11 protein-coding genes and 1 pseudogene are annotated in these 11619 nt (G+C 38.3%); 2 read left to right on the plus strand and 10 right to left on the minus strand.

What is annotated here, in order from left to right; translation table 11 throughout:
- Nucleotides 1-911 precede the first annotated feature (911 nt).
- The 8 genes from ICC18_RS33065 to ICC18_RS33100 form a co-directional block, all read right to left on the minus strand.
- On the minus strand, nt 912-1181 hold the full coding sequence (locus tag ICC18_RS33065; protein ID WP_188178640.1) for a hypothetical protein: 270 nt from the start codon (nt 1179-1181) through the stop codon (nt 912-914).
- An 82-nt stretch (nt 1182-1263) separates the two neighbouring features.
- On the minus strand, nt 1264-1671 hold the full coding sequence (locus ICC18_RS33070; RefSeq protein ID WP_188178641.1) for a hypothetical protein: 408 nt from the start codon (nt 1669-1671) through the stop codon (nt 1264-1266).
- 153 nt (nt 1672-1824) lie between these two features.
- The gene (locus ICC18_RS33075; protein WP_312029647.1) at nt 1825-2301 is read right to left on the minus strand and encodes a GyrI-like domain-containing protein; all 477 of its coding nucleotides are present in this window, start codon (nt 2299-2301) and stop codon (nt 1825-1827) included.
- A 695-nt stretch (nt 2302-2996) separates the two neighbouring features.
- Nucleotides 2997-3524 carry a MepB family protein gene (locus ICC18_RS33080; protein WP_312029648.1) on the minus strand — a complete coding sequence of 176 codons (528 nt, stop codon included), beginning with the start codon at nt 3522-3524 and terminating at the stop codon, nt 2997-2999.
- A 123-nt stretch (nt 3525-3647) separates the two neighbouring features.
- Nucleotides 3648-4202, minus strand: coding sequence for a hypothetical protein (locus ICC18_RS33085; protein WP_188178643.1), 555 nt, complete (start codon nt 4200-4202; stop codon nt 3648-3650).
- Between the two features lie 317 nt (nt 4203-4519).
- Nucleotides 4520-5686, minus strand: a complete 1167-nt coding sequence (locus tag ICC18_RS33090) for a purple acid phosphatase family protein (RefSeq protein WP_188178644.1) — start codon at nt 5684-5686, stop codon at nt 4520-4522.
- 252 nt (nt 5687-5938) lie between these two features.
- The gene (locus ICC18_RS33095) at nt 5939-6148 is read right to left on the minus strand and encodes a hypothetical protein (RefSeq protein WP_188178645.1); all 210 of its coding nucleotides are present in this window, start codon (nt 6146-6148) and stop codon (nt 5939-5941) included.
- 309 nt (nt 6149-6457) lie between these two features.
- Entirely contained in the window at nt 6458-7063 is a 606-nt protein-coding gene (locus tag ICC18_RS33100; RefSeq protein WP_188178646.1) for a TetR/AcrR family transcriptional regulator, read from the minus strand.
- A 218-nt stretch (nt 7064-7281) separates the two neighbouring features.
- Between ICC18_RS33100 and ICC18_RS33105 the strand changes: the two genes are divergently transcribed.
- Nucleotides 7282-7827 (plus strand): dihydrofolate reductase family protein, encoded by a 546-nt coding sequence (locus tag ICC18_RS33105; protein WP_188178647.1) that lies wholly within the window; start codon nt 7282-7284, stop codon nt 7825-7827.
- A gap of 256 nt (nt 7828-8083) precedes the next feature.
- On the opposite strand, the gene ICC18_RS33110 is transcribed toward ICC18_RS33105, so the two are convergent.
- Nucleotides 8084-8503: a GNAT family N-acetyltransferase gene (locus tag ICC18_RS33110; RefSeq protein ID WP_188178648.1), complete on the minus strand. Its 420-nt coding sequence runs from the start codon at nt 8501-8503 to the stop codon at nt 8084-8086.
- Nucleotides 8504-8879: 376 nt separating this feature from the next.
- Here ICC18_RS33110 and ICC18_RS33115 point away from each other — a divergent pair.
- Nucleotides 8880-10085 (plus strand): annotated as a pseudogene (locus ICC18_RS33115) (IS110 family RNA-guided transposase).
- A gap of 255 nt (nt 10086-10340) precedes the next feature.
- On the opposite strand, the gene ICC18_RS33120 reads toward ICC18_RS33115, so the two are convergent.
- The gene (locus ICC18_RS33120) at nt 10341-11279 is read right to left on the minus strand and encodes a stalk domain-containing protein (RefSeq protein WP_188178649.1); all 939 of its coding nucleotides are present in this window, start codon (nt 11277-11279) and stop codon (nt 10341-10343) included.
- Between the last annotated feature and the right edge of the window lie 340 nt (nt 11280-11619).

An 11619-nucleotide genomic window follows, 5' to 3' on the forward strand; every position in this document is an offset into this window, starting at 1 on the left:
AATCGAAGAAGTAGGTCTAAGGCTTAAATCCATGGACTCTAAACAAAGATTGTGAACCATTTCACACCTTAATTATATTAAAAATGCTGTCTTGACATCTTGTAGCACCATTAAATGACCTCCAGCAAATTTCATTTACTTCAAGTATACATTATGTTAATTCCAGAACGTGGTAAAGATCTTATTCTATTATATTAACTCTACTGCCCGAAAGTTGAGCGAAGGGCTGCAACGCGCAGCCCCTTCGTCACTTAAACTATCGTTTCTTGTCCCTCAGTGATCACTTTGATTCTTTGAAAAGTAAACCTTGCTTTTCCTTTGGCATTTGGATCTTCCTTTCCGATCAGTATTCATTCCCATTTAAAGAGCGATATTGCCGATTGGGTAAGATTTTATAAAATATAACGTATACAAATTTGTAATGTTCAAAATAATCATAACTGTCAAATTGATAATAATGTACACTTTTCGTTTACTCATGATGGCGAAGATAGTTGATATGATAGCAGTGAGAAAAGCAATTAAACCGTTCCAATACAATCTCTCTTTTTCAATAAGTTGAATGGGAATTCGGCTCTCGCCAAAACCTCCTGAAAAATGCATTTTAAACCCAGTCATCGCAAAAATCCATGTCAGTATAATTGAAACTAATAGAATGACTACTGAAATTGAAAATAAAATCCTATTATTTGACACCAATTTCACCTCAATTTCGCTTCTTGAAGCCGATAAATAACCTCTTATTGCTCCTGGATATAAGACGTATTTTTAACTAACTTAGTTGCGTTATACTGCCCGTTACTTCAATGAGAACAGGAGCAGATGCCGCAGCAAACTGCTCCGTGTTTCGTTCAACTATTGTGTCCCGTTTGAGCATTTTTCCCATCGCTTTCTAGTCAAAGCAGAAATTATTATGGGAATGGTATTGGGGTTAATTTCTCCTTATCTTTATACCAATAATAAGTGCCATCACCATAGTATATTAAATAAGCCCAGTACTCCGTTAATTCGTGATATCTAATATCTAATCCGACAAAATCGCCATTGTTTTCCCACTGCCGATTTATTCTACCCAATGCTTCTTTTTCAGAAATATGGAAATGATTTATCATAATTGTTATTATTTTATTACAAAAATCTACTGCCTTTTCATCAGTTACGAAACTAAATTGAATTTCCATGTCCTATACTCCTTACTTCGAGTAATATCTCCACGTATGTCCCACTGCAAGATGGAGCTGGTTCAATGAACTATTGTTTGCGTTAGTTCAATTTCTCGGAATTTTCGTACAATCCGAGAATTTCAATTACTTCAAGTTGTCCAAGTCTTCTTGCCCCAGCCACAAAATAACCAATGACTCCTAGTTTAATTCTATCTATATGTACTTCTCTTCTCATTTGAGGGAAAAGAATCCACATCCTCGCTGTTCCATGTTGGGGAATAGGTAGAGTTCTATCTAAAATAACATTTCCTAATTCATCCTCAAATTCAGGATGAATAGCGAATATACCTGTTTCACGAATATTATCACCGTCATATGAAAAGTCACACCGTAAGCCCTGATAAACGGGATTTTTTCTGCCGCCTTCTTGCTCAGTAAAAAACCTGTATCTAATTCTAAAATCAGGTGGATGGTTTCTTACCTCCTCATACGGTTTCCAGGCTTCCATTCACAAGTACCCCTTACTTTAGAAATAAGATATATGTTAAATACTACCACAAAAACATACTCATTAATTACAATAATTGCCCATTACTTCAATAAACGAAAAAGGAGCTGCCCAAAGCAAGCTCCTTTTTCGTTAGCTTAATGTCTGATACCACTATATTTTTTCAACTGGGAAGTATAATGACAACTCGCCGTTATTATCCTTAGGAGAATAGAATTCTTGAATTGCCCCAACGATTGTGTAATTATTTAGTGGCAAATAATCTGTAATCATATAATGAAAAGTTTCTTTATAAGAATCTTGTGTACATTTAACCACAGTATACTTAAATGCTGGAATAACCCATTTTGTCCACCCATTTGGTGCTATAGCGTTGTCTAGAACTTCACATCCTGCTAAATATTTTCCTTCTTCTTTCCACCTTTCAAACTTCTCATCAACATCACTCATAGCACCCCAAATCCCAGCTATGTTACCTTCAGTATCCAACTTCGCGAGGTTGCTTATCTCAACAAAGTTATTATTTGCCTCTTGCCATAATGGAGGTATCCACTTGGGTCCTTCATTAGCAAGCCCCTTTCCCATTTTACCGATAACTGAAAATTGCTGTTTTTCAACGATTTCAACCACTTGTTCTTCCTCCTGTATCTGTAGTAAAGCGCAATTGTTATGCAAACGTATGTTCCTGATATATTTCACCAAGGGGTGGTAGCTAAAACAAGATTTGTTGAACATAAGTAATCTGCCCGTTAACGTAACGAGGCTGTCATTGATCCAGCGGCAGCCTCGTTGTATTATTTATCGAGCTATTGTATCCGTTAGTTTAATTAAGAGCGGGATAATTTATCAATCAGTATCATGGTGACAACAAAAACTGTTGCCCAAAGTTTAGGAATAAGATTGAGTATGCTGGCTAATCGGTGTCTGCTAGATTGTAAATTCTTTGCTATGATGGGACATACCACAAAAGCAACTGGAAACATGCTGATTAGCATGAAGAACATTGAGTTCCATAAATGTATGCCAGTATCAAATAACATAAACGATAATGGCCATACGTATAACCAAATACCTAAAAACAAAATATAAATCACTTAATTGCTGAGCCCCCAGTGTTAGTCCTAATATCTGAGCTAAACGTTTCAAAATTCCATTAGTATATTCGTTATTGTTAATTTATTTCCTTTTTATAGAGTAAACATCATCATTACTAACTGCCTTTAGCACAACGCGGCTGCCGATCCATGTCGGCAGCCGCGTATTAGTTATTATTTTTCTGAGCTAACGTTCCCAGTTAGTTGAGCGTCGAACAAAATATTTATCACTCATTGGCTATAGAGCATTACTGCACGATCAACGTTTATTGGTTCGTTGAGTGGTATTTCGAAAAAGTATTTTAACTGCCAATTCTGAGTTTTTAGAGCCTGATGGCTTGTTGGCATATCCCATGATGGATAAACTCGTATTCCACGCTTCCCGCCGCTCCCATTATTTGAAACAATATTGTATTGTAATAGCGCATCTTTAGGAAACACGAATTGACCAAACTTATTACCATCCCGTGTACTAATTACAAAGTAATCCACTTCCTCTGATCCATCATATGGTCGAGTTGTACCATCCTCCATTCTCCGCCATAGTGTAACGAATTGCCCAACTTTCGAGGGAGTCACTTTTGCTACACGAAATCGAATCAAGCGTGTATTCGCTTGAAACAAATAGGCCCCGTATTCCGCATTTTGAACTTCTAAGCATGGTTCGGAACAATCAAATTCGCACACGTTATAAACCAAATCTTGAGTGGCAAGTAGATCATGATGAATGACGCCTAACTTCCTATTTATTTGAATCACCTACTCCTCAAAAATCAAATATAAGGACTCACTAATATTAACACATATTGGAACTATCCTGCCCGTTACTTCAACGAACATCAGAAAGAAGCTGCCGCAGCAGCTCCTTACTAGCGTGTCCCATTAGCTTAATGGAGTAAATACCGCGATATTATTTCCTGGAACTGCAATAACATCCCAATGCTCATCCTTGTTGGAATTGTTCCATACCCCTAATTGCCAAGACTCATACTTAGCATTATGACCAAATATAAATAGAACTTCCCCAGTTTGGAAGTATATAAAAAGGTGCGGAATGAACTCCCCCAACTTAACATTCGTAATTCTCTTTAATCTTAATTCACATAGTATTTTATATCCATCAATCCAATCCATATCAGGTAGTTCATCCTCATGGTGTGGAATATATTCTGGATATGACTCGTAGATTTTGAATCTACTTTCAATGTTTAGATAAATCTGTCCATCAATTCTGTGCCCATTTGTTTCTGATTCGGAAATCAAAATTTGTGTTCCATAAAATTTTATTCCTTCAATTTGTGAACCAATACAAAGGTATTTTAATGTCTCCTCAGCTAGTTCCTTAAGAGAATTATCCATTATTCCCCTCCTTCTTTTCAGCAAATTCCCATATCTGAGGTATTCGTGAATTGATTGAACTATCCTGCCCGTTTGCACAACAGGCCACCGAGTTAATCACCGGCAGCCTGCTTGATCTTTGTTATGGAGCTATCGTATCCGTTAGCGCAATAACTTAGGGGGGTTCATTATTTTCACTTACATTTGTGACGACAAATCCTAAATCGTAATTGTAGCGGAAAGTGATTTGATATTTTTCTGCTTTCTTGTCTACCTCATTGTCTTCAGATATAGACGAAACAACGTTTGAATTGTTTCCACTATTCTGCCAAATAGCTCAATGGGAATGCCGCAAATAAGCAGCATCCCCATTTCCATGTGCATATTCAACTATAGTTTTCGTTAGTTGAACAATCTTAGAGGTGAATTCGTTTCCCAGTTGACTCCTTATACAAACAAAACTTATCGAACAATCTTCCATGCTCATCTAATGCATGCAATTCCAAAGAATTAGTAGTCATAACGACATTAAGAAAATGGGGTACCGCTAAGGATTGTGCTGTATGCCAAGATCTTTTAGGTAAAAACCAATCAGGCATCGCTCCTGCCCCACCAGCAACGATATAAACGATCCCTTTTTCAAAATCGACCTTACCATTACAGATTGGGTGGCTTCGTTCGTACACAATTGTATGTGAATTAATGACCAAATCGACTCCATATTGTTCCATTAGAGGGCTTAGTTCTTGTAAATCTTCCACCTGATACCCACCAGATACAAAAGGAGGATAATGAAAATAAACAATTTTCCATTTTGCAGAAGTTGATTTTAAATCGCGAACAAAAAAATCAAACTGCTCATTCCCAGGTGCCATCTTCCCCGAACTATTTGGGTAGGTTTCACGTTCAATAAAATCTGTGCTGTCTAAGCAGATAAAGTGGGTATCTCCATAGTCAAACGAGTAGTAATTTTTTGGGGAATCGTAAGCAAAAAAGTCATAGTACCATGAGGCATTATCCTCATGATTGCCTAAGCAACTATAAAACGGAGTATTCGTTAGGAACTCCTTACCTGGGCCAAAAAAATATTTCTCCCAATCCTCGTAATTATTGCCGTCATTAACAATATCCCCAATAAACAAGGTAATATCGGGGCGGTATCTTTGCATTTGACTAAATATATTCCGATTTATTTGCCCTTCGGATTTATCGAAACCGCTATATCCACCAGTTTCACTCGTCACAGTAAATGAAAACGACTCTCCCCTCCGAACTGCCGTTTTGAGGTAGTGGTATCCTGATTCGATCTCACCTCGCTCATTCACCGAACGTACCTGATAAAAATAAAGGGTATTGGGTTCCAAATGATTAACTGTAAGCTGATGAATCGTTGAATACTCTTTTTCGTCTACGGTTACTAGCACTTGTTCGGGTTTCTTGTAATTCCCCTGATATCCGCTGTGTATTCGTTCAGCCATTAGGACATTTACAGTTGAAGAAGCAGGTTCTGATGTCTCCCACATAATGGTTATGGAATTTTCAGTAGGCCATTGTAAGTAAGGTCCCTTCATAATAGTTAGCATGGAATACAAGCCTCTTTTCGCTTAAATATATAATGCCAAAATAAAGAACATACGTTCAGTTATCATACATCATTTTCCATTATTTTTACATGGAAATTTATCATTGTCCTGCCCGATACTTCAAAGGTACGTAGCTTACCGCCACGCTCTAATGCCCTTTAACGTAATAGGGCCGCCAAATTTATGGGCAGCCCTACGTTATTGAACTAAGGTTTACAATTATGACCCATACGACATTCCCGAAACTCTTTCTTATCTTTTTCTATTAATTCTTTCCAGCGACCTATAATACTCATCTGTATCATTTTGTTTAGATCCTTCAATAAAGTTAAGTATTTTTAAAAAAGCTATACCTGCAAATATTAAAATAATTGGAATCATGTAAAGTGAAAAGCCAAAGACGATTGTATAAGCAATGATTAAAACCACTATCAAAAATATTAGCCAAAACCACTTTTTCATAGGATTACCCCAATCTTGTAATAACTTCAACAACTTTCTAAGTACGCAATTTGATGTTGATTACATTGGTTTCATTAAGTTTATCGCTATCCTATAATAACATATTTAGGAATGAATAATTGTAAAATTTATCAAGAATATACATAAATATTTACATCACAAACCTGCCCGTTACTTGAACAGGCTGCCGAATTGCCGGCAGCCTGTTTTATTATTGTGCTATCGTTCCCAGTTAGTTTAACGATCCCCCTGCTTATGCATACTTGCGATTTCTTCAGAAATCCCTCTCCGTATTTCTTTTTGATCGGACTATTTCGGTTTTCTGTTTTCAAAAATGCGTTCACTAATAATACGTAAGAACTGTGCCCACTTATCTTGGAATTCTGGATCCTCTGCAGTATACCCTGTGATCATACGGGTAACGTTACTATAAAGAAGTGGATAAATCGTCATGCTTGAAATCAATAAAGTGATTAGTGCCGGATCTAGCTCCTCTGGTACCAACCCCATCTCCTGTTTAGACTTCATATCCTCTACATAAGACTGTAGGAGTTTCATCCTCCGCTCAACGCCGTTGCTGTTTTCAGGGATATTATCTATAGCTTCCCAAGCCGTAAACTTTAGAAAATCCATCAAATGTTCTAGATTAACTTTGTATCGGAATTCCGCAATATGTACCGGATTTGCTGGGAGAAAAAAATTCCCCTGTGGCAATGATGTAAGAAAATCATCAACGACCTCATCAATAAGGTGATCTTTACCTTTAAAGTAATGATAGATTAATTTCTTATTGATTCCAGCTCGTTTCGCAATCGAATCAATTCTAGCACCCGTGTAACCTTTATCAAAAAACTCTTCCTTGGCTGCTTGAAGTATCGCTTTCCGGGTACGTTCAGCATTGCGTATTTCACCCATTTCGTTTACCTCCAGTACTTACATTAGGTATATCGTATTGATTTTAGGGATTCAAGTCAACATTAATTACACTAAGTAGTTGATATCAGATCCACACAAAACCATATTTAATTACACCATATAGTGAATAAAACTTGACACTTTGGTGATTAACTCATATATTTATCTACGAGGCCAAAAATTGGCATGCCAAAAAAAGGGTAAAAGGAGTTTTGAAAATGAGAAAAGTAAAAGTATCGATGTATTTGACATTGGATGGCGTTATGGAGAATCCGGCTTGGACAGCACCCTACTTCAATGAAGAGGTTGGGGAATTTCAAAGAGCCTTGTTATTTTCTAGCGATACTCTTTTATTGGGACGAGTGACTTATGAAGGGATGTCAGCAGCTTGGCCAACCATGGAGGATGAAGTAGGTTTTGCCGACAGAATGAACAACTATCCAAAGTATGTTGCATCTACAACCTTAGAAGAGGGGCCATGGAATGCAACCATGATCAAAGGTAATATTGTGGAAGAAGTGTCCAAATTGAAGCAATTGCCAGGTCAGGATATCTTGATCTATGGAAGTGGCGATCTTATTCATACGTTAATGGAGCACGATCTCATCGATGAATATCATTTCATGATCCAGCCGGTCGTACATGGGAGCGGAAAGCGCCTCTTCAAAGACGAAAGCTATACAAAAGGTTTTAAGCTTGATAAAGTACAAACGACCTCTACCGGTGTATCCATCCTTTCATATCAACTGGAGAAAACGAACTAAATATTGTTGCAATGAGAGTGGCAGTCTAGGACTTTGTTTTCTTGTCCAAAGGCTGCCGTATATTTTTAATCAGGGCACTCTAATACTTAGTTGCCGATTCTACAATTCAAAAAGCATAAGTTGTTCTAATGATTCATTAGCGGATTCTGCCTAATAGCTTAACGACAAAAGGAGCAGCTGCCGCGGCAAACTGCTCCTGAGTTGCTGAACTAACGTTTCCGTTAGCGCAATAACTAATGAAAAAAGGAAAACAAACTTAAAGAGTCCTTTTGTAATATGTAGCAGATTGCTCGTATCCTATTGCTTCGTAAAATTTACTCGCTCTTCGAGTAGCAAGAGCAATTAATTTAGAATTTCGGTTCTTAGCCGCATCTTCTATCAATTCCATCAATGCTTTTCCTATATATTTCCCTCTATATTCTTCATCTACGTACAACTCTTCCACCCAGCTAATTAAACCATTTGCATAAAATGTATGATGATGGAAAGCTAGTACATATCCAATTAATCTTGATTCTAATTCTGCAACAAAAATATCTACATTTCCATCTTCTAATAGTTGAAGATAGACATTCTTGAAGTCTTTCTCATTCACAACAGCACTTGTTGCTAACTTTTTTGCTAAATCAAAAACCCTTTGTTCATCTTGTAAAATTGCTCTTCGGTAATTAATCATTTCTCATCTCACCTTTCTCTTCTCTACTCTTCTCAGCTAAGTTTGTTTACGGGAATATTATAACATGTTTTAAGATTATGACATCAATCCGTTGCCATCATGCATCATTGTTTACGCCTATTCTGCCCGTTCGTATTATGAGTTCAGCCAGTATTTACTGGTTGAACTCTTTTTCATTAAGGGTTTTAGTATGGTAGCCGGGGTAGAACGTCTCTGCCCGTGGGGCTTTGACCCCGTGCGCTAAACTGTTCACCCCCTACTTGTAGAAACATGTTTGAGGCTGGTTGAGACATTGATCTCGAATAACAAGCGAAGCTATGACACTACAAGCGGGATTAGGGGCTACCGGCAATTACATTCGAGCGAAGGTGATCAAATGAACCCTGTTATCGGCCTAGATATTGCGAAAGGAGAAAGTCAGGGCCAGGCTTTCTTAGACAAGGGCCAGCCTTACGGCAAAAGCTTCACAGTTTATCATACTCAAGAAGGATTGGAGGTCTTCCACTCGTTCTTAAAGCTCGTTGAGGAAGAAAGCAACCAACAACCGATGATCATCCTGGAGTCCACAGGTCATTACCATCTCCCCGTCACTCGGTTTCTAGAGGAGCATAACTTCCTGTTTGTTGTGGTTAATCCAATCCTGTCTTACCAAGCTAAGAAATCATCGAGCTTGCGAAAGGTAAAGACTGATGCCGTAGACGCATACGCTCTCTGTGAGCTGTTTTACAAAGAGGACTTCGAGCATCACAAGACAAGAGGTATTCAGCTGCTTAATCTCCGAAATTTGACGAGACAGCACGATGCGGTTACCGGTCTATATATTCAAATCAAGTTGTAGTTCCAAGCTGTATTGGATCAGGTATTTCCTGAATACAAAGGTGTTTTCGGGGATCTTCACGCTGTGGTTTCATTGAAAACCTTGCTGGAGTTTCCGACTTCTGAGGCTGTTCTGAGAGCCGGAAAAGCGAAAATATCGGAGAAGATTGCATCTATATGTATGCGCCGCTCAGAGAGATGGGCAATGGGTAAAGCTGAGGCTTTGCTTGCTGCAGCAACGCGGAATCCCTTCCGTAAGGCACCATTCCAGAGCCATCTGATTAGCCTTGAAATGTACGTCAGCATGTTACTTCATTATCGAGAGCATCTAACGACCCTGGAAAAGCAAATGGATGCCCTCGCTAATGAAATTGAAGAATATAAGATTATCCAATCAATCCCCGGTATCGGAGAAAAAATCGCGGCAACGATTATTTCGGAAATCGGTGAAATCGATCGGTTTAATCATCCGAAGAAGCTGGTTGCTTTCGCAGGAGTGGACCCTAGTGTTCATATCTCTGGGAAGTTTACAGCTACAATTAACCGAATCACGAAGCGTGGATCCAGCAGGCTCCGTCACAGCTTATTCTTAGCCGTACTCTGTAGCTTAAGACGCACCGGCAGCAAAAAAATGAAGGCTTTTTACGACAAGAAGATTGCCGAAGGAAAGCCGCATAAAGTCGCAATGATCGCCTGTGTAAACAAGCTTCTACCTTGGATATTTGCCCTGCTTAGACGCAAGGAAACATTCCTCGACTTGGCCTAGAGGACCAATAAAGGAAAAACCTTCCACGATCCTACTGGAGGGTTGTTTGGCATGCACAGATATTAGTATAGCATTATCTTTCTCAAGCTTTTATTGAAAAATCTTGACAAGATATTAGCTGGTTTAGCACAACAGGCCACCGAGTTTATCACCGGCAGCCTGCTTGATATTTGTTATGGAGCTATCGTATCCGTTAGCGTAGTAATGGATTAACTTTGGACCGTTACTGAAATAACAAGTTTATTGATTCATGTGCTACTTGCCTACCTGAACAGTTATTGATTTGTAATTAGTGAAGTCACCTTTCCCCAAGAATACAGCAAAGTCTATCATACCCTTAGGTTTATCTGCTCCAAGAGTCGTTGTAGCCGTACCAAGACTATTTCCGTTAGCATCTAAGAATGTAAACGTAATAGGTGCGTCTTCCGATACTTCGTTTGGTTTATCCGAATATTGAATAGCTCTCACAATACTGTATTCACCTGTTTTAATCACATCTCGAATACCAAAACTAACCTTGTTTTCAGCATCCTTTACATATTGTTCTAGTCCTGTACCTAAATCAACAATACGAGTAGGAGTAGGCTGGTGACTTTCCAATGTAACTGTGGCATAACCTGATAAATCTTTTTGGCTTGTAGTTTGCAAGTTTATAAATTGTTCCTCACCAAGTTGAGCATTTTTTACTTCGTAAGGGACTTTTTCTATGAGTTCTCCTTTGTCATTCCAGAAAGCAAGGTTGCCAGTCACGTTTGTTTTAGTCACATCAATATTTGGGTCATTGTGACGGGTCATTGACTGATAACCGCCTATAAACTTATGGTCCCACGCAAAATAACTTATATAGAGTTTGCCGCTTATAATTGAATGATTTCCTTCCTTTATGATGGATAAATGTCCAGCATTGATTTCACGATTATTCGGGTCGATAATGTTAAAGCCATTATCAACTGTTATGGTTTTTGAAGCATCATCATAAGCGACTTTTGACCCCATGCTCTCAGCAATAAAACGTACTGGAACGTAAGCATGTCCATCATAATTCAGTGTTTCGTATCCCTGGGCAATTTTATTTTCACCATTAATAACAAATTTTGCTGGAAACAAATACGCTTGTATGGTGTCAGCGGCATAAACCGCAGTCGTTGCAGTTAAAGCAACTCCACATGTTAAACCTAAAATAAACTTTTTCATATCTAAACTCCCCTATTTTTTAAAGACGTAAGAATGCAAAAGAACTTAATGATGAAATAACTCTGGTTACTTTTATTGTATTCGTAAGCATTAGACGGCGATATACAAGGAATGGTTGCGAAATTCTCTGAAAAAATATGCATTGAACCTTGAAATTATCAATACAAGAGCGCCTTACTGCATTAATCTGCCCGTTACTTCCACGAACATCAAAAAGGAGCTGTCCTTGTGAACTGCACCCCAATTGTTGGACACAGTCTAACATCTGGAGGTGCAGTTTTTTATGTCTAAGTATTCGACTGAGGAGAAATTAGAAGCCGTCCTAGCTTATCTAGAAGGT

Origin of the sequence: Paenibacillus sedimenti (assembly GCF_014534655.1) — a bacterium.
GTDB lineage: Bacteria > Bacillota > Bacilli > Paenibacillales > NBRC-103111 > Paenibacillus_E > Paenibacillus_E sedimenti.